20 protein-coding genes are annotated in these 25,571 nt (G+C 68.1%); 9 read left to right on the forward strand and 11 right to left on the reverse strand.

Annotation, left to right across the window (positions count from 1 at the left end; translation table 11 throughout):
• Window positions 1-45: 45 nt before the first annotated feature.
• The 3 genes from AC1ROD_RS04150 to folE form a co-directional block, all read right to left on the reverse strand.
• On the reverse strand, window positions 46-1,200 hold the full coding sequence (locus AC1ROD_RS04150; protein WP_492946987.1) for an acyltransferase family protein: 1,155 nt from the start codon (window positions 1,198-1,200) through the stop codon (window positions 46-48).
• 76 nt (window positions 1,201-1,276) lie between these two features.
• Window positions 1,277-2,128, reverse strand: coding sequence for a 2OG-Fe(II) oxygenase (locus AC1ROD_RS04155; RefSeq protein WP_492946988.1), 852 nt, complete (start codon window positions 2,126-2,128; stop codon window positions 1,277-1,279).
• Between the two features lie 10 nt (window positions 2,129-2,138).
• Window positions 2,139-2,708, reverse strand: a complete 570-nt coding sequence (gene folE, locus AC1ROD_RS04160; RefSeq protein ID WP_492946989.1) for a GTP cyclohydrolase I FolE — start codon at window positions 2,706-2,708, stop codon at window positions 2,139-2,141.
• 103 nt (window positions 2,709-2,811) lie between these two features.
• Between folE and fliQ the strand changes: the two genes are divergently transcribed.
• From fliQ to AC1ROD_RS04185, 5 genes are all read left to right on the forward strand, one after another.
• Complete coding sequence (gene fliQ / locus AC1ROD_RS04165) at window positions 2,812-3,075, forward strand: flagellar biosynthesis protein FliQ (RefSeq protein ID WP_492946990.1); 264 nt, start codon at window positions 2,812-2,814, stop codon at window positions 3,073-3,075.
• A 7-nt stretch (window positions 3,076-3,082) separates the two neighbouring features.
• Window positions 3,083-3,865: a flagellar biosynthetic protein FliR gene (fliR, locus tag AC1ROD_RS04170; RefSeq protein ID WP_492946991.1), complete on the forward strand. Its 783-nt coding sequence runs from the start codon at window positions 3,083-3,085 to the stop codon at window positions 3,863-3,865.
• Window positions 3,858-4,937, forward strand: coding sequence for a flagellar biosynthesis protein FlhB (flhB, locus tag AC1ROD_RS04175; RefSeq protein WP_492946992.1), 1,080 nt, complete (start codon window positions 3,858-3,860; stop codon window positions 4,935-4,937). The genes fliR and flhB overlap by 8 nt, the downstream gene beginning before the upstream one ends.
• Before the next feature lie 121 nt (window positions 4,938-5,058).
• Window positions 5,059-7,074 (forward strand): cell cycle histidine kinase CckA, encoded by a 2,016-nt coding sequence (gene cckA / locus AC1ROD_RS04180; RefSeq protein WP_492947731.1) that lies wholly within the window; start codon window positions 5,059-5,061, stop codon window positions 7,072-7,074.
• 89 nt (window positions 7,075-7,163) lie between these two features.
• Window positions 7,164-8,999: a DUF885 domain-containing protein gene (locus AC1ROD_RS04185; protein ID WP_492946993.1), complete on the forward strand. Its 1,836-nt coding sequence runs from the start codon at window positions 7,164-7,166 to the stop codon at window positions 8,997-8,999.
• On the opposite strand, the gene AC1ROD_RS04190 is transcribed toward AC1ROD_RS04185, so the two are convergent.
• Window positions 8,996-9,919: a LysR substrate-binding domain-containing protein gene (locus AC1ROD_RS04190; protein ID WP_492946994.1), complete on the reverse strand. Its 924-nt coding sequence runs from the start codon at window positions 9,917-9,919 to the stop codon at window positions 8,996-8,998. The genes AC1ROD_RS04185 and AC1ROD_RS04190 overlap by 4 nt on opposite strands.
• Before the next feature lie 323 nt (window positions 9,920-10,242).
• Here AC1ROD_RS04190 and AC1ROD_RS04195 point away from each other — a divergent pair, with 323 nt between their 5' ends.
• A complete protein-coding gene (locus AC1ROD_RS04195) occupies window positions 10,243-12,093 on the forward strand; it encodes a DUF885 domain-containing protein (protein ID WP_492946995.1) in 1,851 nt (616 codons plus the stop codon).
• A 9-nt stretch (window positions 12,094-12,102) separates the two neighbouring features.
• Here AC1ROD_RS04195 and AC1ROD_RS04200 read toward each other — a convergent pair whose 3' ends face one another.
• The 3 genes from AC1ROD_RS04200 to AC1ROD_RS04210 are packed head-to-tail and all read right to left on the reverse strand — an operon-like array spanning window position 12,103 to window position 13,380.
• Complete coding sequence (locus tag AC1ROD_RS04200) at window positions 12,103-13,017, reverse strand: NAD(P)/FAD-dependent oxidoreductase (RefSeq protein WP_492946996.1); 915 nt, start codon at window positions 13,015-13,017, stop codon at window positions 12,103-12,105.
• A gap of 7 nt (window positions 13,018-13,024) precedes the next feature.
• On the reverse strand, window positions 13,025-13,237 hold the full coding sequence (locus AC1ROD_RS04205; RefSeq protein ID WP_492946997.1) for a hypervirulence associated TUDOR domain-containing protein: 213 nt from the start codon (window positions 13,235-13,237) through the stop codon (window positions 13,025-13,027).
• Entirely contained in the window at window positions 13,234-13,380 is a 147-nt protein-coding gene (locus AC1ROD_RS04210) for a hypothetical protein (RefSeq protein ID WP_492946998.1), read from the reverse strand. The genes AC1ROD_RS04205 and AC1ROD_RS04210 overlap by 4 nt, the downstream gene beginning before the upstream one ends.
• Before the next feature lie 191 nt (window positions 13,381-13,571).
• Here AC1ROD_RS04210 and AC1ROD_RS04215 point away from each other — a divergent pair, with 191 nt between their 5' ends.
• The 3 genes from AC1ROD_RS04215 (at window position 13,572) to AC1ROD_RS04225 (ending at window position 16,189) form a co-directional block, all read left to right on the forward strand.
• Window positions 13,572-14,792: an NADP-dependent isocitrate dehydrogenase gene (locus AC1ROD_RS04215; RefSeq protein ID WP_492946999.1), complete on the forward strand. Its 1,221-nt coding sequence runs from the start codon at window positions 13,572-13,574 to the stop codon at window positions 14,790-14,792.
• A gap of 148 nt (window positions 14,793-14,940) precedes the next feature.
• On the forward strand, window positions 14,941-15,570 hold the full coding sequence (locus AC1ROD_RS04220; protein WP_492947000.1) for a DUF2939 domain-containing protein: 630 nt from the start codon (window positions 14,941-14,943) through the stop codon (window positions 15,568-15,570).
• 52 nt (window positions 15,571-15,622) lie between these two features.
• Window positions 15,623-16,189, forward strand: a complete 567-nt coding sequence (locus AC1ROD_RS04225; protein WP_492947001.1) for a DUF2939 domain-containing protein — start codon at window positions 15,623-15,625, stop codon at window positions 16,187-16,189.
• 11 nt (window positions 16,190-16,200) lie between these two features.
• Here the strand turns inward: AC1ROD_RS04225 and AC1ROD_RS04230 are convergent, their stop codons facing one another.
• From AC1ROD_RS04230 to AC1ROD_RS04245, 4 genes are all read right to left on the reverse strand, one after another.
• Entirely contained in the window at window positions 16,201-17,991 is a 1,791-nt protein-coding gene (locus tag AC1ROD_RS04230; protein WP_492947002.1) for a DUF885 domain-containing protein, read from the reverse strand.
• Window positions 17,992-18,059: 68 nt separating this feature from the next.
• Window positions 18,060-19,352: an ammonium transporter gene (locus AC1ROD_RS04235; protein ID WP_492947732.1), complete on the reverse strand. Its 1,293-nt coding sequence runs from the start codon at window positions 19,350-19,352 to the stop codon at window positions 18,060-18,062.
• 81 nt (window positions 19,353-19,433) lie between these two features.
• A complete protein-coding gene (gene gltB, locus AC1ROD_RS04240) occupies window positions 19,434-23,951 on the reverse strand; it encodes a glutamate synthase large subunit (protein ID WP_492947003.1) in 4,518 nt (1,505 codons plus the stop codon).
• Window positions 23,948-25,378, reverse strand: coding sequence for an NAD(P)-dependent oxidoreductase (locus AC1ROD_RS04245; protein ID WP_492947004.1), 1,431 nt, complete (start codon window positions 25,376-25,378; stop codon window positions 23,948-23,950). The genes gltB and AC1ROD_RS04245 overlap by 4 nt, the downstream gene beginning before the upstream one ends.
• Window positions 25,379-25,571 lie beyond the last annotated feature (193 nt).

Genomic DNA, 25,571 nt, shown 5'->3' on the forward strand with positions numbered 1-25,571 from the left:
GCGGAGGATACGTTTGGCTCCTGCCGAGCTTTGAATCCTATAACTTTAGGGCGTTTTGAGCGCTCCGGCGGGTGTCGGCGCTACCGGGGCGCGGCGGGCCTTGCGCCGCTTCAACCATCCCTTGATCCGTGTCTGCATCGGCTGGTCGATCAGGGTGTGGAAGGTGAAGGCTACGCCGAAGGCGGCCGCGATCCCGCCGACGTAGAGCCCCCACTGCACTCCGACCGGCAGGGCGAGGCGGGCGATCAGGACATTGGCGACGCCGAACCAGGCGATGCGCGTCACCTCATTGGTGATGAACATCGAGAAGGACATGACCGACAGCTTCTCGACCAGTTTCGACGGCCGGGCCACGGGCACGGCGCCTGCGGACAGGATGATCAGGGAGATCAGGGTCAGGGCGACCAGGGCGTGCTTGTCGAAGGCCTCGACCACGAAGAAGGCGACGGCGGCGAGGATGCCGACAACCGCGGCCAGTTTCGGTGCGATCCAGACCCGCTCGGTGAACTGGGCCAGACCCATGCCGAGGATGAACAGGGGCAGGGCGCGCCAGAAGCCGTACATCATCGGCATCTGGTAGACGGGATAGCCGAACAGGGCCCAGGCCGCCTGATTGGCCGCGAGGTAGAGCAGGACCACGCCCGCCAGCGCCGTCCAGGGGCCCAGCCTCTTCATCCCTTTCAGGATCCACGGGAAGGCCAGGTAGCAGCCGATCAAGGCCGAGACCGACCAGCTGGGTGCGTTCCACCCGACGCCGCCATGGACGCCGAAGGCCTGGGTCAGGGTCAGTTGGGCGGGCAGCTGGTCCCAGCGGAACCACTCCGGATTACGCGGCGGGTCGCCCAGGGCGGTCGAGACGACAACCAGGATCACGAGGGTCAATCCCATGATCAGATGGGCCGGGACGACGCGCAGATAGCGCTTCAGGAAGAAGTCGCCGGGCGACATCCTTCCGGCGTTCACGGCGGCTCCGTAGACCCGCATCAGCACATAGCCGGAATCGATCAGGAAGAAGTTGGTCAGCAGGAAGCCGCCGCGCTCGAACATCGGATTGATCAGCTGCGACAGGGGGACGGGGCCGGCCGCCTGGTAGTGGTGCAGGATGATCAGGCTGGCCACAATGAAACGCAGGGCGTCGAGCCAGCCGCCACGGGAGATCGGCGGTGTCTCGTTTCGGGTCGAAATCGCGGTCCAGGCCATCGCAACAGGCTCCTTCGGGCCTGTTGCAGCAAGGGGTGGACCATCGGCTACAGCAACGGTTGCGAACCTTTGGATCTCAACTGTGAATGGAGGCCCCATGCGCCGGCGCTCTGGGCCGCATCCATTGCGACAGGATCCACTTCTCGCCTGAGGCCGGGGGCAGGCCGGCGTGGCGGGTCAGGGGATCGGGAGCGCCATTGGGCGTGACATTGGCCCAGAGGATGGCGTCGCCCGTCTTGCCCCGGAAGCGCTGGGCGCCCGTCTCGAAGGCGGTCTCGCCGCCTTCATAGTCGTCGTTGAGCCAGATCAGGCAGGTGGCGATCCTCTGGCCGGAGCGGGCCAGGTCGTCGTGGTGGCCGGGGACGGCGGGATCGAGGAAGTCGACGTGCCAGTCGAACTTCTGGCCGGGCGTGTAGCGCAGCACCTGACAGGGCTCGAGGCCGGGGACCGGCAGACCGGCCAGCCGCGCGATCCGCTCGCGCACCAGCACCAGCACCACGTCGGTCGCGTTGAGGTCGAAGGCGAAGGCGGTGTTGGTGCGCACCGGATCGGGCCGTCCTGCGCCCGAGACAGGGTCATAGATCTTCGCCCGCGTCAGATGCGGTTCGGCGCGGGCGCGGAGCCAGTCGCAGATCGCCGGCGAGACGAAGCCGTCGGCCAGCAGGACATGGGGGTGTTCGGAGACGCGGCGCGGGGCAGGCGGGCGGAACCAGGCCTCCAGCCCGCCGGGCTCGGCGTCGAGCAGGGCCAGGCTTTCGGCGGCGGTCGCATGGCCGAGTTCGGCGGCGCGGCGCAAACGCTCAAGCGCCAGCGGCGGATCATGCGGCGTCCCCAGACCGATGGCCGAGAGCACGGCAAGCCGGTGCAGGGCCTCGCCGTCGTCCGCGAGGCGCTCCAGCTCGGCCGGGCTCCAGCCGACATCCGCCATCAGATCGCGATCACCGTGTCAGGCGCAGGAACTCCTCGCGGGTGCGAGGGTCGTCCTTGACCACGCCCAGCAGGGCGCTGGTGGTCAGTTTGGCGCCGGGGACGTTGACGCCGCGCAGGGTCATGCAGCTGTGCTCGGCCTCGATGACCACGCCGACACCCTGGGGCCGCAGCACCTCCTCGATGGCGGTGGCGATCTCGGCGGTCATCTTCTCCTGGATCTGCAGGCGTTTGGCGTAGCCGCGCACGACCCGGGCGAGCTTGGAGATTCCCACGACCCGGTCGGTCGGCAGATAGCCGACATGGGCCACGCCCACGACGGGCAGCATGTGGTGCTCGCAGAAGCTGACGAAGCGGATGTCCTTCAGCACGACCAGCTGGTTGTAGCCGCCGACCTCTTCGAAGGTCCGCTCCAGATAGGCGCGCGGGTCGCTCTCATAGCCCTGGAACAGCTCCTTGTAGCTGCGCGCCACGCGCCCCGGCGTGTCCAGCAGGCCTTCACGATCGGGATCGTCACCGGCCCATTTGATCAGGGTGCGAACGGCGGCTTCGGCTTCGGCGGCGGAAATCTCTTCGGTCATCGGGGGGATATAGCGGTCGAAAGTGCGAAGGGGGAGGGGGACTTTGCTAACCCGCCGTTAACCATGGTCCCGGCATTTTCTGCCCAGTATCTGGAGTGGATTAATGAACGGCGCTGAAGTTCTGGACGTGGGCCGCGACGCCCTGTGGCTGACGATCCAGCTGTGCGCGCCCGTGCTCATCGTCGGCCTGCTGGTCGGCGTCGGCATCGGCCTGTTCCAGGCCCTGACCCAGATCCAGGAACAGACCCTGGTCTATGCGCCCAAGATCATCGCCATCTTCGTCTCCCTGCTGCTGTTCCTGCCGCTGATGGGCGCCCTGCTGGGCGGCTTCATGCGGACCATCGCCGCCCGCATCGCCGGGATGTAGCGAGGACGTGGAGCCTTACGCCACCGCCGATCAGGTCTGGGCCGGCGGGCTGATCTTCGCCCGCATCGGCTCCCTGCTGCTGACCATGCCCGGCATCGGCGAAAGCTATGTGCCGCCGCGCATCCGGCTGGCCCTGGCTCTGCTGGTCTCGCTGGTGCTGTGGCCCATCGTGGCGGGCGCCCTGCCGGCGCTTCCGGCGACCATCGGCGGCGTGGTCGGCTGGGTTCTGCGCGAGGTCATCACCGGCCTGATGATCGGCACCATGCTGCGCATCTTCACCTCCTCGCTGTCGACGGCGGGCGAGATCATCTCCTTGCAGACCACACTCAGCTTCGCCCAGACCGCCAACCCGCTGCAGGCCCAGCCGGGCACGACCATCGCCTCGTTCCTGATGCTGTTCGGCACGGTGCTGGTCTTCGCCACCAACACCCATCACCTGTTCATCGCCGGCATCGTCGGATCCTATGAGCTGATCGCCCCGGCCAAGCCCCTGATCGTCGCCGACTTCGCCCAGATGGCGGTGCGCACGGTCGGCGACAGCTTCATGCTGGGCGTCCAGCTGGCGGCGCCGGTGATCGTCTTCGCTCTTATCTTTAACCTGGCCTCGGGTCTGGTCGCGCGGGTCATGCCGGCCTTCCAGGTCTATTTCGCCGCGGCGCCGCTGAGCGTCATCCTGGGTCTGTCCATCTTCGCCCTGTCCCTGGGCGTGCTGGGCACTGTTTTCATCGACCGCTATCGCGCCCTGGCGTCGATATTCGCGGCTGGAGCGGGAGGAGCGGCCGGTGGCTGAAGACTCCGATCCCGACTCCAAGACAGAAGACGCCACCCCACGAAAACTCGAGGAGGCGCGACGCAAGGGTGACGTCGCCAAATCTCCCGACGTCGCCCAGACCCTGAGCCTGATGGGCGCCTCCGCCGTGGTGATCTTCGGCGGCGGCTATTTCGCCAGCCGGATGGCCGATTCCTTCGTGCCCTTCATCGCCTCGCCCCACGCCATGCTGGGCGTCCTCGAATCCGGCTCGGGCGCCCAGATCGGGATCGCCGCGATGTGGAGCGTCGCGCCCTTCCTGGGGGCGGTGATGCTGGCGACGATCATCGGCGGGGTCGGCGGCAATGTCGGCCAGATGGGCGGCCTGATCTTCAGCCCCGACAAGCTGGCGCCCAAATGGGACAAGGTCAGCCCGATGGCCGGGTTCAAACGGCTGTTCGGCCCGGACAACTTCATGCATTTCGGCCAGACCCTGGCCAAGCTGATCGCCGTCGGCGTGATCTGCTGGATGGTGCTCAAGCCGCATATGCGGGAGTTCGAGAACCTGGCGGCGATGAGCCCCCTGGCCATCCTGCCCCTGACCCGCGACCTGGCGGTGGCCCTGCTGGCCTCGGCCCTTGTCTTCATGGGCGCGGCGGCGGGCGCGGACTTCATCTGGCAGAAGCTGCGCTTCGCCAAGAAGATGCGGATGTCCAAGGAAGAGCTGAAGGAAGACTACAAGCAGACCGAGGGCGACCCGCACGTCAAGGCCAAGCTCAAGCAGATCCGCATGCAGAAGAGCCGCCAGCGGATGATGGCCAACGTCCCCAAGGCGACGGTGATCGTGACCAACCCGACCCACTATTCGGTGGCCCTGCGCTACGAGCCCGATCAGGGCGACGCGGCCCCCCTCTGCGTGGCCAAGGGCGTCGATGCGCTGGCGCTGCGCATCCGGGAGGTGGCGAAGGAGCACAAGGTGCCGATTGTCGAGAACGTGCCCCTGGCCCGCGCCCTCTACGCCGCCGTCGACGTCGACGAGACCATCCCGCGCGAGCATTTCGAAGCCGCCGCCAAGGTCATCGGCTTCGTCATGCAGAAGCGGAAGAAGCGCTGATCGCGTTTCCGCGTATGCTCAGGACTCTGATTCGTCGCGGGGTCGCATGACCGCAGTCACACCGGGTTTGCCAAAGCTCCAGAAAGCCGGCCTCCAGAAGGGGCGCGGCATCGATCTGCTGATGATCGTTATGGCGGTCGGTTTCGCCATGGCCATCGCTGCTTTGGCCTGGCCGGCGTTCCGGGCCGGGCCGACCACGACGCCCAGCATGATCCTGCTGCTGACCGTTTCCGCCGTGGCCCTGATCGGCCTGTTCGCCTTCGGCCGCGTGGACGCCAAACGCCCCGCCGGGGATGTGGCGGTCGAGATGCTGGACGCCATGGCCGAGCCCGCCGCTCTCGTCTGGGCCGGGGGGCAGGTGCTGGCCTACAACGGCGCCTGGGCCTCGCATAACGGGGCGACCGTCGCCCTGCCGAAGGGCAAGTCGGCGCAGGCGCTCTACATGGCCTTCGCCCAGGCCCGGAAGGGCGAACAGGGCCGGGCCATCGTCCGTCTGGGCGAGCGCGAGATTGAGGTCCTGATCGGACTGGCCGGAGAAGGTCGCTTCCTGGTGCGGGAGGCGCCCGAGGCCGCCCTGACCCACACCGCCTCCGCACCGCGCCCCTATGTCGCCGCCAAGGGCGAGGGTCGGGCCATGGCCGCCGGCGCTCCGTTCGGCTCGGCCGTCATCGCCGGCGACGACATCTTCGCGGGTCGCGCCGAAGAGCCCAATCCGGCCCTGTCGGTTTTGACTGGCCCCAATGCCGCGGGCGACGCCGCCTTCGGCCATCTGTTCGAACCCGGCGGCGTGACCGAGGCGCGCAAGCGGCTGGAGGACGGTTCGACCGGTCCGATCGAACTGGTCGCCCGAGCCTTCCCCGACAAGATGCTGCATCTCTACGTCGCGCCCGAGGGCGACAAGCGCCGCATCTGGCTGTTCGACGTCTCGGCCCAGAAGTCGATGGAGCTGCAGCTGTCGCAGGCCCAGAAGATGCAGGCCGTGGGCCAGCTGGCGGGAGGCGTGGCCCACGACTTCAACAACCTGCTGACCGCCATCCAGCTGCAGCTGAGCGGCCTTCTGGAGCGCCATCCGGTCGGCGACCCGTCCTATGAAGGCCTGAACGAGATCCGCCAGACGGCGATCCGCGCGGCCGATCTGGTGCGCAAGCTGCTGGCCTTCTCGCGCAAGTCCACGGTGCGGCGCGAGCGGCTGGATCTCGGCGAGCTGGTGTCCGAGTTCACTGTCCTGCTGCGCCGCCTGCTGCGCGAGGACGTGCGGCTGGAGACCGACTACGGCCGCGACCTGCCGGTGGTGCTGGCCGACAAGTCCCAGCTGGAGACGGCGGTCATGAACCTGGCCGTCAACGCCCGCGACGCCATGCGCGGCGTGGTCGCGCCGGGCGCCGGGGTGGTCACCATCCGCACCCAGCGTCTTACCGTCGAGGAGGCGCGCGCGCTGGGCTGGCGCGACGCCCCGGCAAACGAACAGGCCGGCGGCGAGGTCGCCCTGATCGAGGTCTCCGACACCGGCCCCGGCGTGCCGCCCGAACTGCTGGACAAGATCTTCGAGCCGTTCTTCACGACCAAGGCGGTCAATGAAGGCACGGGCATGGGCCTGGCCACCGTCTACGGCATCGTCCAGCAGGCCGGCGGCCATATCGGCGTGGCCAATATCGAGGGCGCCGGCGCCGCCTTCCGCATCTTCCTGCCCGCCGCCACCCCTGAGGAACTGGTCGAGGCCGCTCCGGTGGTGGTCAAGGTCAAGGCTGCGCCGCGCGACCTGTCGGGCGCCGGCCGCATCCTGTTCGTCGAGGACGAGGCCGCGGTGCGCGGCATCGCCGCCCGCCTGCTGCGCCAGCGCGGCTATGAGGTCATCGAGGCCGCCGACGGCGAGGAGGCCCTGGGTCTGGCCGAGGAATGGGCGGGCCAGATCGACATGATGATCTCCGACGTCATCATGCCCGGCCTGGACGGCCCCAGCCTGCTCAAGAAGGCCCGGCCCTATCTGGGCGACGCCCCGGTGATGTTCATCTCGGGCTACGCCGAGAGCGACTTCTCCGACCTGCTGCAGGACGAGAAGGGCGTGTCCTTCCTGCCCAAGCCGCTGGATATCAAGACCCTGGCCGAACGGGTGAAGCAGGAGCTCCACGCGGGCTGAGTCGCCCGGCGGGGCAGGGCTTTCCGGAAATTCACTTGCTGTTGTGGGCGCGTCGCCGTTCATTGACGCACCTTTTTCCGGAGCTTCCGATGATCGACCGTCGCCGCCTGCTGGTATCCGCCGTCGCAGGGGCCGCCCTGACCGGGCTGTCCGTTCCCGTCATGGCCCGCACCGTGACCTCGGACCCGGCCGAGGCCGCCAGGCTGAACGCCATCTTCGATGAGATGTTCAAGGAGGTGGTCGCCACCTCGCCGACGGCCGCCACCTATCTCGGGCTCGACAAGGGGGACAACGCCGCCGCCAAGTCGAAGCTCGACCTGCCGACCGCCGAATACCTCGCCGCCAGCGAGGCCATGCGCCGCAAATATGTGGCCCAGCTCAAGGCCATCGACGCCGGCAAACTGACGGGCATGGACGCGGTCAACCTGGCCACCGTCCTCTATGATTCCGAGACCAGTCTGATCGGCTATGACCGCTACCGCTTCGGCAATCAGGGCTCGGCCAACCCCTATCTGATCAGCCAGCTGGGCGGCGCCTATCGCGACATCCCCGACTTCCTCGACACCATGCACTCGATCGAGACCGAGGCGGACGCCGAGGCCTATCTGGCGCGTCTGGAGCAGTTCGCGACCCTGCTGACGCTCGAGACGGGTCTGGTGAGGACCGACTTCGGCAAGGGGATCGTGCCGCCCGACTTCGTCATCGAGCGCACCCTGACCCAGATGAACGCCTCGATCGCGGCGGCGCCGGCCGAGAGCGGGCTGGTCGGTTCGCTGGTCCGTCGCACGGCCGACAAGTCCATCGCGGGCGACTGGGCCGGCCGCGCCACGCCGATCGTCGCCGACAAGATCTATCCGGCGCTCCGGGCCCAGATCGCCTTGTTCGAGAGCGCCAAGGCGGGCGCCACCCACGACGCCGGCTGCTGGCGCCTGCCGGGCGCCGAGGGCTATTACGACTTCGGCATCCGCAGCTACACCACCACCACCCTGACCGGCGACGAGGTCCATCAGCTGGGTCTAACCCAGGTCGCCGAGATCAGCGCCCGCGCCGACGCCATCCTCAAGGCCGAGGGCCGGACCGAGGGCACGGTCGGCGTGCGCCTGGGCGAAATGGCCAAGGATCCGCGGTTCATCTATCCGAACACCGATGCGGGCAAACAGACCTTGCTCGACGACCTGAACGCCCAGGTGCGGGCCATGCAGGCGCGTCTGCCCGACTATTTCGGCATCCTGCCCAAGGCCTCGGTGGAGATCCGTCGCGTGCCCCCGGCCATCGAGGCGGGCGCGCCGGGCGGCTACTATCAGGGGCCGTCGCTGGATGGGTCGCGCCCCGGCGCCTATTACATCAACCTGCGCGACACGGCGGAATGGCCCAAATGGACCCTGCCGACCCTGACCTATCACGAGGCGATTCCGGGCCACCATCTGCAGATCGCCATCTCGACCGAGGCGCAAGGGATTCCCACCATCCGCAAACTGATCGGCTTCTCGGCCTATTCGGAGGGGTGGGCCCTCTATACCGAACAGCTGGCCGACGAGATGGGGGTCTATGATCAGGACGCCTGGGGCCGCCTCGGCTATCTGCAATCCCTGCTGTTCCGCGCGGTGCGCCTGGTCGTCGATTCCGGCCTGCACCACAAGAAATGGAGCCGCGAACAGGCCATCCGCTACATGGTCGATACCCTGGGCGATCAGGAGAGCAGCGTCACCACCGAGGTCGAACGCTACTGCGTCTGGCCGGGCCAGGCCTCCAGCTACAAGGTCGGCCATACGGAGTGGGTGCGCCTGCGCGAGGACGCCAAGGCGCAGCTGGGCGCGAAGTTCGACCTCAAGGGCTTCCACGACGTCGCCCTGTCGTCGGGCGGCATGCCGCTGGACGTGCTCAAGACCGTCGTCGGCGAATGGGTGGCCGCGAAGAAGGCTTAAGCAGGCCTGACGGCGGCAAGGGCGGCGGTGATCGACGGATCGTCCGCCGCCGCCTTGAGCAGCCATTCGCGGAAGCGGACGATCTTGGGCGAGCGCCGGCGGTCGGCGGGCCAGCAGATCCAGTAGCCGGGGCTCAGCTCGACCATTTGGGGGAAGGGCTGGATCAGCATCCCGGCGGCGATCTCGCGCGCATAGAGGATGGGGGAGGCGAGGGCCACGCCCTGGCCGCCCAGCGCCGCATTGACCTCCAGCGCCTGGAAATCGGCGCGCAGTCGCACCGCCGGATGGGCCACGCCCTCGACCCCGGCCTCGGCGAACCAGGCGCCCCATTCCTTCTCCTCGCCGATGCGCGGCGCGGCGATCAGGTCGGCGGGCGTGCGCAGGTTCAGCTTCTCGCACAGCGCCGGGGTGCACAGGGGGGTGAAGACGCTGGGCATCAGCAGCGCCGACTCCAGTCCCGGCCACGACCCCGTGCCCGAGCGGATGGCGATGTCGAGGTTCTCGCGCGTCAGATCCATCAGGGCGGAAGAGGTGTCGACCCGCACCGCCAGACCCGGATTGGCGATCTGGAACTCGCCCAGCCGTTGGGCCAGCCACTGGCTGGCGAGGGTGGCCAGGGTGGTGATCGACAGCACGCCCTGATCGGCGTCGGTCAGGTCGTTCAGGGCGCGGCGCAGCAGCAGCATGGCCTCGGTCGCGGCGCGCGACAGCCGCTCGCCCGGCTCGGTCGGAGCGACCTCGCGCGGCAGGCGGCGGAACAGGCTCATGCCCAGCCGGCTTTCCAGCGCCTTGATCTGCCAGCTGACCGCCGCCTGGGTCATGCCCAGCTCCTCGGCGGCGCGGGTGAAGCTTTTCAGGCGCGCGGCAGCCTCGAACACGCGGATCGAGGCGAGAGGAATTCCGGCGAGCGGATCAGACATAAGCCTGCCTTGTTGTGGGCTCGCATAATCCGGTTTGTGGAGCCGCGTCGTCAAGCCCAACTTGCGTGTACTGATAAACCACAGCGCAGGAGGCTGTTATGGAAGAGATGCACCGCACGCATAAGGAGCCTGTATGGGGATGGGTGGCTGTCGTCGCCGACCTAGTCGCCCATCTGCGCCAACCCCGGACGGCTGCGAAGGTCCGGCCCTCGCGCCCGGCCCGGGCCGTTCCGGCGCGTTGAACGAACGGGGAAATCGGCGGCGGCGTCTTGCGGCGGGCGACGGCTTGGGGGCCAATGCGCGTCCCTGAACGGAGACGCCCCATGATCGACCGCCGCCGCCTGCTCCAGACCGCCGTCGCCGCCGGGGCCTTCGCGCCCGTCGTGGGATCGCTGGGCGCCTGTGCGTCGGAAGGGGCGACGCCGTCCTCGGCCGCCGATGCCCTTGTCGCGGAGATCGGCGAGACCTCCGTGGACGTCAATCCGGCCCTGGCCTCGAACCTGGGTCTCGACACCGGCGCCCGCGCCGCGCTCAAGGGCCAGTTCTCGCCAAAGGGCGTCGAGGGGCGCGCCGCCGCCATCGCTCGCAACGACGCCTGGGTCGCCAAGATCAAGGCCATCGACGCCTCGAAACTGACCGGCCAGAGCGCCGCCAGCTTCGGCGTGGTCAAGTTCCAGGCCGAGACCCTCGATACCGCCAAGGGCTTCGGCTACGGCGACTTCGGCTTCGTGGACGCCTCGGCCTATCCGATCCAGCCCTATACGATCAGCCAGCTGACCGGGACCTATCAGTTCGCCCCGGACTTCCTCGACACCCAGCATGCGATCGAGACGACGGCCGACGCCGAGGCCTATCTGTCGCGTCTGTCGGCCATGGCCACGACCATGGATCAGGAAACGGCCTCCAGCCGCGCCGACGCTGCCAAGGGCGTGGTCCCGCCCGACTTCATCATCCGCAAGGCTCTGATCCAGATGACGGCCCTGCGCTCGGCCAAACCCGCCGAGGCCGGTCTGACCACCAGCCTGTCGCGTCGCGCGAAGGAAAAGGGTCTGGCCGGCGAGTGGGACGCCCGCGCCGCCGCCCTGGTGGAGCAGCAGGTCTATCCCGCTCTGGATCGCCAGATCGCCCTGATGAATGAGCTGCTGCCCAAGGCGAAGTCGGACGCCGGCATCTGGGGCCTGCCTGACGGCCCGGCCTATTACGCCGCCGCCCTGAAGCTGATGACAACCACCGACCTGACGCCGGACGCCATCCACGAGATGGGGCTTGAGCAGTCCAAGGACATCCTGGCGCGCATGGACGCCATTCTGAAGGCTCAGGGGCTGACGGAAGGCACGGTCGGCCAGCGCATGGCCGCGCTCGGCAAGGATCCGAAGCACCTCTATCCGAACACCGACGCCGGCAAGGCCCAGGTCCTGACCGACCTGAACGCCCAGATCGTCGCCATGAAGGCGCGGCTGCCGGAGTATTTCGGCCGTCTGCCCAAGGCGGATGTCGAGGTGCGGCGCGTGCCCGTGGCCATCGAGGCGGGCGCGCCCGGCGGCTATGCGGTGTCGCCGTCGCTGGATGGCTCGCGGCCCGGCGCCTACTATATCAACCTGCGCGACACGGCCGAATGGCCGAAATACACCCTGCCGACCCTGACCTATCACGAGGCCATTCCGGGTCACCACCTGCAGGGCACGCTGGCGGTCGAGAACACCGCCCTGCCGCTGATCTCCAAGGCCCTGTTCTTCTCCGCCCACGGCGAGGGCTGGGCCCTGTATTCGGAACAACTGGCCGACGAGATGGGCGTCTACGCGAACGACCCGTTCGGGGAGCTGGGCTATCTGCAGTCCCTTCTGTTCCGCGCCTCGCGTCTGGTCGCCGACACCGGCCTGCACCACAAGAAGTGGAGCCGCGAACAGGCCATCCGCTACATGGTCGACACCGGCGGCGATGAGGAGAGCGGCATCGCCACCGAGATCGAACGCTACTGCGTCTGGCCGGGTCAGGCCTGCAGCTACAAGATCGGCCATACGGAATGGGTGCGCCTGCGCGAGGACGCCAGGACCACCCTGGGCGACAAGTTCGACATCAAGGGCTTCCACGACACGGCTCTGGGAGTCGGCGGCGTGCCGATCGCGGTGCTCCAGACCGTGGTCGCCGACTGGGTGACGTCGAAACAGGCCTAGACCGCCGCTCTAGACGGTTTGGCCATCGGCTTCGCGCAGGGCGTTGTGGATGGCGGTGGCGGCGACGGCCGCCTCCGCCGTGGCCACGGCGATCTGGTTGAGGCCGCGCACCACGTCGCCGGCGGCGTAGAAGCCCGCAACGGTGGTCAGCTGATGGCTGTCCACGATGAGGCGGCCATCGTCGCCGGTGGCGGCGCCCAATCGCTCGGCCAGTGAGGCGTTGGCCGAGGTCCCGAGCGCCGAATAGACCAGATCGAAGGCCGTGCGCCGTCCGCCGAAGCTGAGGGCCGTGACGCGGTCGTCCTCCAGATGCACCCGTTCGATCGCCGTCTCGACGAGGGTGATCCCCAGACGACCCAGGGCGGCGCGCTCGCTCAGGGCGTCTGTCTCGCCGATGTGGATCAGGGTGACGCGGTCCGTATAGGTGCGGATGAAGGCCGCCTCGCGCACCCCCATGTCGCCGTCGCCGATGACCGCCACGGCCTTGCCGGTGGCTTCATAGCCGTCGCAGATCGGGCAGATGCGAACCAGGGCGCGCCGCACCGCATCCTCGACGCCCGGCAGGTCGGGATGGTGGTCGACGACGCCGGTGGCCAACAACACCGCTCGAACGGAGATGTCGCGACCGTTCAGCCGCGCCATGAAGCCCCCGTCGGTGGCCGTCAGGCTTTCGACCGATCCGTCCTCGATCACCGCGCCGTACTCCTCGGCCTGATCGCGCAGCCGGCTGAGGATGGCGGCGCCGGTGATCCCGGCCGGGAAGCCCGGCATGTTGTGGCTGACCGGGATCCAGCAGGCGCGAGGCTGTCCCGCGTCCGCGACGAGCACCCGGCGCAGGAACCGCCCCAGATAGGTCGCCGCCGTCAGCCCCGCCGGGCCGGCGCCGATGATCAGGATCTCGGGATCGAGGGCGGGCCCGGCCAAGGTCGGCTCAGCCCTTGCGCAGTTCGGAGGGTTTGTGCGCCGCCCGCGCGCCGGTCTTGCTGCTCTCGACGAGGTATTCGGGATTGTCCGGTGAGGCCGCGACCTTGTGGTCCTTGATCTTCATCGGCTTGGTCAGCTTGCGCACGACCTTGCCGGTGGTCGTGCCCTGACTGTGATCCCATTTGACCGTGTCGCCGGCCTTGAAGCTCTTTTCGGTCACGGCGGGTCCTCCTCGGCGCGGGGCTGATGCCCGGCCTGATGCTCAGCGAGCACCATTCGCATCAGTTCCACATCCACCAACGGCGGCGCCTCCAGAAATGTCAGTATCCATTGTTCGGTCAGTCTTTCGGCTTCCTGGCTCACTCTGCCCCTCGATGAGTCATGACGCCCTTCCGGCACAGGTAAGCCGCCCGAACGGCGCCGGTTCAGCTCTGCCGTGGGTGACTTTTTGAGGGCAGGGTTAACCGGTGGCAGGCCCCCCTTTGCGTGCGGGGCTTGAGGTGGCTATACCGCCGCCAACCTATTCTCCTTCCCAAACGTCAGAGGCGCTCCGCATGGCCAAGATCAAGGTCGCAAACCCCATCGTCGATATCGACGGCGACGAAATGACCCGCATCATCTGGCAGTGGATCAAGGACAAGCTGGTCTTCCCGTTCCTGGATCTGGAGCTGGACTACTACGACCTGGGCATGGAGCACCGCGACGCCACCGACGACCAGGTGACGATCGACGCCGCCCACGCCATCCAGAAGCACGGCGTCGGCGTGAAGTGCGCCACCATCACTCCGGACGAAGCCCGGGTGAAGGAATTCGGCCTGAAGAAGATGTGGAAGTCGCCGAACGGCACCATCCGCAACATCCTGGGCGGCGTGGTCTTCCGCGAGCCGATCATCTGCTCGAACGTGCCGCGTCTGGTTCCGGGCTGGACCCAGCCGATCGTCGTCGGCCGTCACGCCTTCGGCGACCAGTACAAGGCCACCGACTTCCTGTTCCCGGGCAAGGGCACCCTGTCGATCAAGTTCGTCGGTGAAGACGGCGCCGTGATCGAACACGAGGTCTATCAGGCGCCGGGCGCCGGCGTCGCCATGGGGATGTACAACCTCGACGCCTCGATCCGCGACTTCGCCCACGCCTCGTTCGGCTATGGCCTGAAGCGCAACTACCCGGTCTATCTGTCGACCAAGAACACGATCCTGAAAGCCTATGACGGCCGCTTCAAGGACATCTTCCAGGAAGTGTTCGACGCCGAATACGCCGACAAGTTCAAGGCCGCCGGCCTGACCTATGAACACCGTCTGATCGACGACATGGTCGCGGCCGCGATCAAGTGGTCGGGCGGCTTCGTCTGGGCGTGCAAGAACTATGACGGCGACGTGCAGTCGGACGTCGTCGCCCAGGGCTTCGGCTCGCTGGGCCTGATGACCTCGGTCCTGATGACGCCGGACGGCAAGGTGCTGGAAACGGAAGCCGCCCACGGCACCGTCACCCGCCACTACCGCCAGCACCAGAAGGGCGAGGCCACCTCGACCAACTCGATCGCCTCGATCTTCGCCTGGACCCAGGGCTTCAAGCACCGCGCCAAGCTGGACGGCAACGCCGAGCTGGAGCAGTTCGCCTCGACCCTGGAAAAGGTCGTCGTCGACACCGTCGAAGCCGGCTTCATGACCAAGGACCTGGCGCTGCTGGTCGGCGACCAACAGGGCTGGCTGACCACCGAGGGCTTCCTCGACAAGGTCGCCGAGAACCTGCGCGCCGAACTGCCGAACGTCGGTTAAAGGCCGGCGCTCAAGCCGCGAGCGACCGCGTCGCTCGCGTTAGCGCGAACAAGAATGATGCGCCCGCAACGGCTTGGCCGTTGCGGGCGTTGTCTTGAGCGCATAGCGTTGCGGTTGAAGCCGTCGGGGGACGTGTGAGGGACAGGCCGTGAGCGACGAAACGTCGAAGGACGCCGACTATCAGCCGGTCTGGGCGCGCTCCCAGGCCCGCAAGGCCGCGTCGCGCCGCGATCCCTCGTTCAAGCGGCTGATTCTGAACCTGATTGTCGTCGGCGTGGTCGCCGCCGTCGTCGCTTTCTTCATCGCCCCCGCCGTCGCCTTCTTCGGCATCCGTGCGGCGGCCCAGGCCAATGATGCCGCGGGGCTGGCCCAGCTGATCGACTACCCGGCCGTGCGCCAGTCGTTGCGGCCCCAACTGACCGGGCAGGCGGAGACCCTGGCGCCGCCGCCGTCCTTCCTGGAGGATCCGATCGGCGCGGTCCGGCGGCAGTTCCAGGACCATCCGATCGTCGCCCAGCCTGACGTGGACACCTATCTGACGCCGGCCGCACTGCTGGGGCTGACGGGTGGCATGGGACGGGTCTCGGGTCATCCTCCCGTGGACGATGACCCGCAGATGGTGCTTCCCCGACCGGTTTACTGGAGCGTCAACCGCGCCCGGCTGAGCGTCGCCGACGACGCCCACGCGTCAACGATCTTCACCTTCGAGCGGCGGGGGCCGTTCGAATGGAAACTGGTGCATATCGGCCTCCCTCCGGAAGGATCCGTCGCGCCTTGATTACCCCTCGAAACCGTCAAGCCTGCGCCGCGTTGCGGTTCGAGGAGCACCAATGAACCGCAAGACCCAGCTCATCGTCCTCGGCGGCGTCCTCGCCCTCTTCTTCGCGGCCTATTTCGCTTCGCCGCTGCTGGCTGTGCGCGGCCTGATCTCGGCGGCCAAGGCGGGTGATGAGGCCAAGCTGGAACAGCTGGTCGACTTCCCGGCCTTCCGCACCAGTATGAAGGAAGAGCTGAACGCCAAGCTGGTCGAGCAGATGCGGTCCGACCTCGGTGACCGCGCAGGCGGTCTCAGCGGCCTGGGCATGATCCTGGCGCCGACCCTGATCAGCGGCGCCGTCGATGCCTTCGTCACGCCCCAGGCCGTCGCCGCCATGGTGCGTTCGGGCGAAGTCCCCAGCGCGAAGAGCGTCGCCCGCAACCGGGCCCATGTGCCGGACGAGCCGTCGAGCAAGGTCCATCAGACCTACAGCTATCGCGGCCTCAACACCTTCGCGATCCGGCTGACCCGCGAAGACGAGCCGGACCAGTATGTCGATCTGCTGATGGACCGCCGCAACGTCTTCGGCTGGAAACTGGCCGCGATCGACCTGCCGAAGTCCCCGCCTTCGCGGGGATGAGCGGCTGAGGCTTACTTCGCCTTCTGCGCCGCGATCCAGGCGTCCATGCGCTGGTCCAGCAGGTCGAGCGGCAGGGGGCCGTCGACCAGCAGGGCGTCGTGGAAGTCGCGGACGTTGAACTTCGGCCCCAGCTCGGTCTCGGCGCGGGTGCGGATGGCGCGCAGGCGGATTTCGCCGATCTTGTAGGCCAGGGCCTGACCCGGCCAGCCGATGTAGCGCTGCAGCTCGGTCTCGATGTTGTGCGGCGACAGGGCCGAGTTGTCGGTGAAACACTGACGCGCCTGTTCGATGGTCCAGCCCATGGCGTGCATGCCGGTGTCGGCGACCAGACGGCAGGCCCGCCACATCTCGTAGGACAGCCGGCCGAAGCGCTCCTCCGGGGTGCGATAGAAGCCCATCTCCTCGCCGAGGAACTCGGAATACAGGCCCCAGCCCTCGGTGAAGGCGGTGACGTCGACGTTGCGGCGGAAGTAGGGGCCCTGGGCCGCTTCCTGCTGCAGGGCGATCTGGATGTGGTGGCCGGGCACGGCCTCGTGCAGGGTCAGGGCGGGCAGCTCATAGAGCGGCCGCTGATCGAGCTTGCCGGTATTGACGATATAGCCGCCCGGCACCCCCTCCGCGAGCGAGCCGCCGTTGTAGCGGCCGGTCGTATAGGTGTCCTCGATGTCCAGCGGCACGGGTCGGACATTGTAGGTCAGGCGGGGCAAGGTGCGGAACAGGGCCGGTAGGCCGCCGTCCGCCCGCTTGGCCATTTCCGACGCCTTCTCGATCATGTCCTCGCGCGAGGTGGCGTAGAACTGCGGGTCGGTGCGCAGGTGCTGGAGGAAGCCGGCGAAGTCGCCGGTCCAGCCTGCGGCCTTCATCTCCACATCCATGCGGGCGCGGATGCGGGCCACCTCGTCGAGACCGATCTGGTGGATCTGCGCCGGGGTCAGATCGGTGGTCGTATAGGAGCGGGCCTGGAAGGCGTAGTAGTCCGCGCCGCCCGGGCGGGAGCCGATGCCGACGACCTCGGAGGCGGCGGGCAGGTAGTCATCCTGGACGAAGGCCAGCCACTGACGGCGGCGCGGGTTGATCTGGTCCGCCACGATGGCCGCCGCCCGCGCCTTGAGCGCCGCCTGATCTGCCGCGGGGATCGAGGCGGGCAGGGTGGCGAAGGGCTTCAGAAGCGGGTCGGTCTCGGACGTGAAGGCGACCTCGTTGCGCAGTGAAACGAGGTAGCTTTCGGTCACCGATTTCGGCTGGGTGAAGCCGGTGGTCAGGCCGCGCCGGGCGTTGTCCAGACTGTCGTCATAGAGTTTGGGCAGGCCTTCCAGACGGGCGATCCAGGCGTCGGCGTCGGCGCGATTGGTGATCCGGGTCGATGAGGCGACATAGGCCATGTTCTGACCGATCCCGCCCTCCGAGGTGAAGGCCAGACGGCCGCTGTCAAAGCGGATGGATTCGACGGCGCGCTTCAGCACCCAGATCAGAAAATCGCGGTTCAGCCGGTCGTCGGAGGACAGGCCCTCGGTCGGGATGGCCTGGGCGCGGGCGAGGAAGGCCTCGAGCGGCGCCTGCTGTGCCACCTCGGCGGCGCGAGTGACGTCGGGCAGTTTCGACTTGGCCGCCTGATCCCCCTCGAACCCGGCCGAGATCGGGTCGTTGGCCTTGAGAAAGGCCTCGTAGTCGGTGAGCAGGGTTGCGAGCGCGGGGCTGGGCGCGGGCGTCGCGGCGGGGGTTGGCGTCGTCTGCGCGAAGGCCGCGCTCGCGGTGGTCGTGAGCAACAGTGCGGCGATGCCGATGGCGACGCGAGAGTTCATGTGAAGGCCCCTTCCAGACGGCGCGCATGGGGCCGGATGGAAGGGGCTTCGTCAATGGGCGGCGGTCGTCAGCTGTGAATGCTTTCGCCGTGTTCGGAGTAGTCGAGGCCTTCGACCTCGCCTTCCTTGGTGACGCGCAGGCCGACCGTGAATTTGCAGATCATCAGGACGACGAAGGTGCCGACCGCGCTCCAGGCGATGGCGCCGCCCAGGCCGATGGCCTGTTTCACGATCGAGGCGCCTCCGGACAGCGGATTGACCGCGGCCGAGGCGAAGACGCCCGTCAGCAGGGCGCCGACGATGCCGCCGATGCCGTGGATGCCCCAGGCGTCGAGGCTGTCGTCATACTTGAGCGCATGCTTGAGCCAGACGGCGCCAGCGTAGCAGGCCGGGCCCGCGATGACGCCGATGAAGAAGGCGCCCTTGGGATCGACGAAGCCGGCCGCCGGGGTGATGGCGACCAGACCGGCGACGATGCCGGACAGCAAACCCAACAGGGTCGGCTTCTTCTTCTCGATCCATTCGATGGCCAGCCAGCCCAGCGAGGCGGCCGCGGCGGCGAGGATGGTGTTGAAACAGGCCGTGCCCGCCAGCGCATCGGCGGCCCCCGCCGAGCCTGCGTTGAAGCCCAGCCAGCCGACCAGCAGCAGTCCCGTGCCGATGGCGGTATAGGCGAGGTTGGCCGGGGCCATGTTGTCGCGCCCGAAGCCGTGACGCGGCCCCAGCACCAGACAGCAGACCAGACCGGCGATCCCGGCGTTGACGTGGACGACCGCGCCGCCGGCGAAGTCGAGCACGCCCAGCGAGCCCAGATAGCCGCCGCCCCAGACCTGATGGCAGATCGGCGCATAGACGATCAGGTGCCACAGGCCGAAGAAGAGCAGGGACGCCGAGAACTTCATCCGCTCGGCGAAGGCGCCGGCGATCAGGGCCGGGGTGATGATGGCGAAGGTCATCTGGAAGCTGACGAACAGCAGCTCCGGAATGCCGGGCAGGAGGCTGTGGGCCGTGGTCGAGGTGACGCCGTTCAGAAAGGTCGCCTGCAGCCCGCCGATATAGCCGTTGACCGCGTCCGGCCCCTTGCCGAAGGCGAGGCTGTAGCCGGCGATGAACCAGAGCACCGAGACGACGGCGAAGGCCGCCGTCGACTGGGCGATGACGGAGATGATGTTCTTCTTCCTGACCATGCCGCCGTAGAACAGCGCCAGACCCGGCAGGGTCATCATCAGGACCAGGGCCGTCGAGGTCAGCAGCCAGGCGCTGGCGCCGGAGTTCAGGTCGAGAACGGCCTGATGGCCCAGCAGGGCGGGCGCCGCCGCGGAAGCAGGCGCGGCGGTGAGGGCGAGAAGCGCCGCCCCCATCAATGGAATTGAAGCGAGGCGGCGGATCAGGGTCATCGGCGGGGAGGCCTATCGACTAGAGAAAACAGGGAGGAACCCGGATCATGCGGGCACGGCCTCCGGATGGTCAAGCTTGGCCTCCGCCTCGGCGACCGGGATCGGAACGATGCGCACGAAGCGGGTGACGCTCTCGGCCCAGTTGGCGATCAGGCGCTTGGCCAGGGGCGAACCCGTGGCCTTGGCATGGGCGCGCACGAGGGCCTCCAGACGGTCGGCGGCGGCCGGGGTCAGGGCCGCGACCGAGGCCAGGTCGCCGTTCAGGGCCAGGTCGATCTGGGCCCGGTCCTGGAGCACGAACAGCTCGCCGCCGGACATGCCGGCCGCCAGGTTCCAGCCCACCGGGCCCAGGACCACGACGCGGCCGCCGGTCATATATTCGCAGCCGTGGGCGCCCAGGCCCTCGACCACGGCTTCGGCGCCGGAGTTGCGCACCGCGAACCGCTCGCCCGCCGAACCGGCGACGAACAGCCGGCCCGAGGTCGCGCCGTACAGGGTGGTGTTGCCAACCGCCGGCTGGTGCTCGCGGTATTCGATCGGCTTGACCACGATGTCGGCGCCAGACAGCCCCTTGCCGACATAGTCATTGGCCTCGCCGGTCAGCTCCAGCTTGAGACCCTTGGCGCAGAAGGCGCCGAAGGACTGGCCGGCCGAACCCTGCAGCTTCAGGGTCAGGACGCCGGTCGGACCCGTGGGGCCCCAGCGGCGCACGATGGCCGAGGACACGCCCGCGCCGATGGTGCGCATGACGTTGGAGATCGGATAGCTGAGCTCCGAGGTCTGGCCCCGGTCGAGGAAGGCCCAGGCGTCGTTGAGCACGCGGGCGTCCAGGGTCGCGGGCACCTCGGCGCGGCCCTTCTCGGCCCACAGCTTCTTCTCGGGCGCCTCGACACGGACCAGCAGGGGGTTGAGGTCGAGGTCGTCCAGATGGGCGCCGCCGCGACGCACCTGACGCAGCAGGTCAGTACGGCCGACGATCTCGTCCAGCGTCCGCGCGCCCAGCATGGCCAGGTATTCGCGGACTTCCTCGGCAATGAAGCTGAACAGGTTGACGACCTTGTCGGCCGTGCCCGTGAACTTCTCACGCAGGCGCGGATCCTGCGAGCAGACGCCGACCGGGCAGGTGTTGGAATGGCACTGACGCACCATCAGACAGCCCATCGCGATCAGCGAGGCGGTGCCGATGTTGAACTCCTCGGCGCCGAGGATGGCGGCGATGACGATGTCGCGGCCGGTGCGCATGCCGCCGTCAGCGCGGACCACGACGTGGCTGCGCAGATTGTTGAGGCTGAGCACCTGATGGGTCTCGGCCAGGCCGATCTCCCACGGCAGGCCGGCGTGCTTGATCGACGACTGGGGCGAGGCGCCCGTGCCGCCGTTGTGGCCGGCGATCAGGATGGCGTCGGCCTTGGCCTTGGCGACCCCGGAGGCGATGGCGCCGATGCCCGAGGCCGAGACCAGCTTGACCGTCACCCGGGCGTCCGGGTTGATCGACTTCAGGTCGTAGATGAGCTGGGCCAGATCCTCGATCGAATAGATGTCGTGGTGCGGCGGCGGTGAGATCAGGGTCGCGCCCGGCGTCGAGTGACGCATGCGGGCGATGAACTCGGTGACCTTGAAGCCGGGCAGCTGACCGCCCTCGCCGGGCTTGGCGCCTTGGGCGATCTTGATCTCGATCTCGCGGCACTGGTTCAGATATTCGGCGGTGACGCCGAACCGGCCCGAGGCGATCTGCTTGACCGCCGAGTTCATGTTGTCGCCGTCGGCGCGCGTCGCATAGCGCTCGGGATCCTCGCCGCCCTCGCCGGAGACCGAGCGGGCGCCGATGCGGTTCATGGCGACGTTCAGGACGCCGTGCGCCTCGGGGCTGAGGGCGCCCAGCGACATGCCGGGGGTCAGGAAGCGCTTCCTGATCTCCGAGACGCTCTCGACCTCATAGACGGGCACCGGCGACAGGCCTTCGCGCCAGTCCAGCAGGTCGCGCGGGGCGTTGTCGGGCTGGGCGCGGATGGCGTCGGTGTACTGCTTGAAGCGCTTGTAGTCGCCGCGGTTGCAGGCGTCCTGCAGCAGGTGGATCGTCTTCGCGTCGTGGGCGTGGCTCTCCTGACCGGCGCGAATGCGGAAGAAGCCGCCGATGGCCGGGGAGGGGGTGGCCTCGGTCCAGGCCTGGGCGTGGCGACGCAGGGCCTGCTGTTCCAGACCGGCCAGGCCGATGCCCGAGATGCGCGACGGGGCGCCGGGGAAGAACTCGGCGGTCAGGGCGCGCGACAGGCCCAGAACCTCGAACTCGCAGCCGCCGCGGTAGGCGGAGATGACCGAGATGCCCTTGCGCGCCAGGGTCTTCATCAGACCGGCCTCGAGACCCGCCTTGTAGTTCAGACAGGCGTCGCGCAGCGACAGGCCGGGGTACATGCCCCGATCCAGACGCTCCTGGAACATCTCCTGGGCCAGCCAGGGGTTCACGGCCGTGGCCCCGACGCCGACGAGGACGGCGACGCCGTGCGGCTCCAGCGCCTCCGACGAACGGACCACGATGGAGACGAAGCTGCGCAGTCCCTTGTCGGTCAGACGCAGGTGCACCGCCGCCGTGGCCAGGATCATCGGGATGGTGATGCGCTCTTCCGAGGCGCGTTCATCGGTCAGGACCACCAGAGCCGAACCCGACTTCACCGCGGCCTCGGCCTCGGACTGGATACGGTCGATGGCGGCGCGCATCCCGACGCCCGGGCGGTCGCCCTCGGCCGGTAGCGGGTATGAGCAGTCGATGGTCACGGTGGTGCCCGCGCCGACGACGCCGAGCATCCGCTCGTACATGCCGGTGGTCAGGATGGGGCTGTTCAGGACGAAGACGTTCGTCTGGGCCTCTTCCTCGGCGAGGATGTTGCCGAGGTTCTTGAACCGGGTCTTCAGGCTCATGGCCCCGGCTTCGCGCAGGGGATCGATGGGCGGGTTGGTGACCTGGGAGAAGTTCTGGCGGAAATAGTGGGCCAGTGGACGCGGCAGGTCCGACAGAACCGCCGGCGGAGTGTCGTCGCCCATCGAGCCGACCGCCTCCTTGCCGTCGCGGATCAGCGGATCCAGCAGCATGTCGAGGTCTTCTCTGGAGTAGCCGGCGGCGATCTGACGACGCGTCAGGGCCTCGCCGGTGGCGGCGCGCGGCTCGGGTCCGGGGCCGATGACCGGCTCCAGATCGATCATATTGTCCAGCCACTCCTGATAGGGGTGGGCGGCGGCCAGGGCGTCGATGGCCTCGGATTCGTCGAGGATGGTCCCGGTCTTCAGGTCGGCGACGATCATCCGGCCGGGGCCGATGGGCAGGCGGCGCGCGATACGGGCTTCGGGCAGGCCGGCGAGGCCCGCTTCGGACCCGGCCAGCAGCAGGCCGTCGTGGGTGACCATGGCGCGCAGCGGACGTAGGCCGTTGCGGTCCTTGCCGCAGACGATGTAGCGGCCGTCGGTCGCGCAGATGGCGGCGGGCCCGTCCCACGGCTCCATGACCGCGTTGCAGTAGGCGTAGAGGGCGCGGTGGTCGCCCTTCATCAGCCCCTCGTCGCGGGCCCAGGCCTCGGGGATCAGCAGGGCCTTGGCCATGGGCGCGGGACGACCGGCGCGGACCAGAACCTCGAACACATTGTCCAGGGCGGCCGAGTCGGAGCCGCCGGCCTGAACGACCGGCTTCACGTCCTCGTCGTGGTCGCCGAAGGCCTGGGCCGTCATGCGGATCTCGTGCGACCGCATCCAGTTCAGGTTACCCTTCAGCGTGTTGATCTCGCCGTTGTGGGCCAGCATCCGGAACGGCTGGGCCAGCCGCCATTCGGGGAAGGTGTTGGTCGAGTAGCGCTGGTGGAAGATGGCGTAGGCCGACTGGAAGGTCGGATCCAGCAGGTCGGGATAGAGCTGGTCCAGCAGCTCGGCGCGGACCATCCCCTTGTAGATCAGCGACCGGGCCGACAGGGAGCAGACGTAGAAGCCGGGCACCGCCTCGGCGGCCACCGCATTCTCGATCCGGCGGCGGCAGAGATAGAGTTCGCGCTCGAGATCCTCGCCGGCCTCAGGGTCGGCGAGATGGGCGGGCGTGGCCAGCATGATCTGTTCGATCTCGGGCCGGGTCGCCCCGGCCTTGGAGCCGACGACCGACAGGTCGATCGGGGTCTGGCGCCAGCCATAGATATAGAAGCCGGCGCGCAGCACTTCGCTTTCGACGATGGCGCGGGCGCGGTCCTGGGCGCCCAGGTCGGTGCGCGGCAGGAAGATCTGGCCGATGGCGATCGGGCCCGGACGCAGGGTCTGGCCGATGACGCGGACCTGTTCGGCGAAGAAGGCCTGCGGGGCCTCGACCATCAGGCCGGCGCCGTCGCCGGAGAGGCCATCGGGATCGACGGCGCCGCGGTGGGCGACATTCTTCAGCGACTTGATCGCGTATTCGACGACTTCGCGACGCGGCTTGCCGTCGATGGCGGCGACGAGGCCGACGCCGCAGGCGTCTTTCTCGGACGCGGGCTCATAGGCGTGGGCGTCGATCAGGCGCTGACGGTCCGCGGTGTATTGGTTGAGCCAGGTCATGCGGCCTGCTCCTCGGTCTGGGTACGCAGATAACGGTCGATTTCGGCGGCGGCGTCCTGGCCGTCGCGCACGGCCCACACGACCAGCGAGGCGCCGCGAACGGCGTCGCCGGCGGCGTAGACGCCGGGCAGGGAGGTGGCGAAGCCCGAGCGGGCGGTCGCGACCGTGTTCCACTCCGTCAGCGACAGCTCATTGTGGTGGGCGGCGAACTGCTCCGGCTCGAAGCCCAGGGCTTCGATGACCAGATCGGCCTGCAGGTCGAAGTCGCCGCCGGGGACGGGGACGATCTCGCGGCGCTTGCCGAACTCGGGCTCCGACAGGGCCATGCGAGCGGCGCGGACGGACGAGACCGAGCCGTCGCGCGACATCAGGGCCTTGGGCGCGCCCAGCCATTCGAAGATGACGCCTTCTTCCTCGGCATTCTGAACCTCGCGCGCCGAACCGGGCATGTTCTCCTTGTCGCGGCGATAGAGGCAGACGACAGATTCGGCGCCCTGACGAATGGCGGTACGGACGCAGTCCATGGCGGTGTCGCCACCGCCGACCACGACGACCTTGCGGCCCTTGGCGTGGTGCCAGCCGTCGCCGTCCTGTTCGCCCAGGTCGCGGCGGTTCTGATGGATCAGATAGTCGAGGGCCGCGACGGTGTCGCCGGGACCGCCGCCGGGAACCGACAGGGCGCGCGCCTGATAGACGCCCATGGCCAGGAGCACGGCGTCGTGACGCTCGCGCAGTTCCTCAAGGGTGACGTCGACGCCGACGTTGCAGTTCTGGACGAACTCCACGCCGCCCTCGGCCAGACGGTCGGTGCGGCGCTGGACGACGCGCTTCTCCAGCTTGAAGCCGGGGATGCCGTAGATCAGCAGGCCGCCGGGACGGTCGTGGCGATCATAGACGGTGACCGCGTAGCCCGCGCTGCGCAGCCGGTCGGCGGCGGCCAGACCGGCCGGGCCCGCGCCGACGATGCCGACGGACTGGCCGCGCTCATGCGCCGGACGGATCGGCTCGACCCAGCCGTTGTCGAAGGCGGTGTCGCCGATGAAGGCCTCGACCGAGCCGATGGTCACGGCTTCCCAGCCAGACTGGTTCAGGGTGCAGGAGCCTTCGCACAGCCGGTCCTGCGGACAGATGCGGCCGCAGATCTCGGGCATGGTCGAGGTCGCCGAGGCGACGCGCCACGCTTCGCGCATCTCGTCTTGCGCGGACAGGCCAAGCCAGTCGGGGATGTTGTTCTGCAGCGGGCAGGCGTTCTGGCAGAAGGGCACGCCGCAGTCGGTGCAACGCCCGGCCTGGACCTCGATAGTCTCGGTCGTCGGTTTGACGATGATCTCGCCAAAATCCTGCACGCGGACGGACGCTGTCGTCTTGGGAAGACGACGCGGTTGCACGACGAAGCCCTTCGGCCCGGATGTTCCTTTGTTCTGCATACGCGCATAAAGCCAAAAACAGGCTTTTCGGCAAATGATTTTCTCGGGAGTGGGGTTTTCGGACAGTGTTCGGCATGATCTTGCCGACGATGTGCAAAGCCGAGGACGAACTGACCCTGTGTCGTGACGCTTGTTTGCGAACGGTTCGCGATAACCCGCCCGAACATGACCAAAAGTTCAGGAAACGTTGCTT

Source organism: Brevundimonas sp. GW821-FHT12E07 (assembly GCF_058807035.1).

What these genes read in the sequence shown, in the direction of transcription:
- AC1ROD_RS04150 (WP_492946987.1), bottom strand. Translation starts at nt 1,200, where the DNA reads ATGGCCTGGACCGCGATTTCGACCCGAAACGAGACACCGCCGATCTCC.
- AC1ROD_RS04155 (WP_492946988.1), bottom strand. Translation starts at nt 2,128, where the DNA reads ATGGCGGATGTCGGCTGGAGCCCGGCCGAGCTGGAGCGCCTCGCGGAC.
- folE (WP_492946989.1), bottom strand. Translation starts at nt 2,708, where the DNA reads ATGACCGAAGAGATTTCCGCCGCCGAAGCCGAAGCCGCCGTTCGCACC.
- fliQ (WP_492946990.1), top strand. Translation starts at nt 2,812, where the DNA reads ATGAACGGCGCTGAAGTTCTGGACGTGGGCCGCGACGCCCTGTGGCTG.
- cckA (WP_492947731.1), top strand. Translation starts at nt 5,059, where the DNA reads ATGATCGTTATGGCGGTCGGTTTCGCCATGGCCATCGCTGCTTTGGCC.
- AC1ROD_RS04185 (WP_492946993.1), top strand. Translation starts at nt 7,164, where the DNA reads ATGATCGACCGTCGCCGCCTGCTGGTATCCGCCGTCGCAGGGGCCGCC.
- AC1ROD_RS04190 (WP_492946994.1), bottom strand. Translation starts at nt 9,919, where the DNA reads ATGTCTGATCCGCTCGCCGGAATTCCTCTCGCCTCGATCCGCGTGTTC.
- AC1ROD_RS04195 (WP_492946995.1), top strand. Translation starts at nt 10,243, where the DNA reads ATGATCGACCGCCGCCGCCTGCTCCAGACCGCCGTCGCCGCCGGGGCC.
- AC1ROD_RS04215 (WP_492946999.1), top strand. Translation starts at nt 13,572, where the DNA reads ATGGCCAAGATCAAGGTCGCAAACCCCATCGTCGATATCGACGGCGAC.
- AC1ROD_RS04225 (WP_492947001.1), top strand. Translation starts at nt 15,623, where the DNA reads ATGAACCGCAAGACCCAGCTCATCGTCCTCGGCGGCGTCCTCGCCCTC.
- AC1ROD_RS04230 (WP_492947002.1), bottom strand. Translation starts at nt 17,991, where the DNA reads ATGAACTCTCGCGTCGCCATCGGCATCGCCGCACTGTTGCTCACGACC.
- AC1ROD_RS04235 (WP_492947732.1), bottom strand. Translation starts at nt 19,352, where the DNA reads ATGGGGGCGGCGCTTCTCGCCCTCACCGCCGCGCCTGCTTCCGCGGCG.
- gltB (WP_492947003.1), bottom strand. Translation starts at nt 23,951, where the DNA reads ATGACCTGGCTCAACCAATACACCGCGGACCGTCAGCGCCTGATCGAC.
- AC1ROD_RS04245 (WP_492947004.1), bottom strand. Translation starts at nt 25,378, where the DNA reads ATGCAGAACAAAGGAACATCCGGGCCGAAGGGCTTCGTCGTGCAACCG.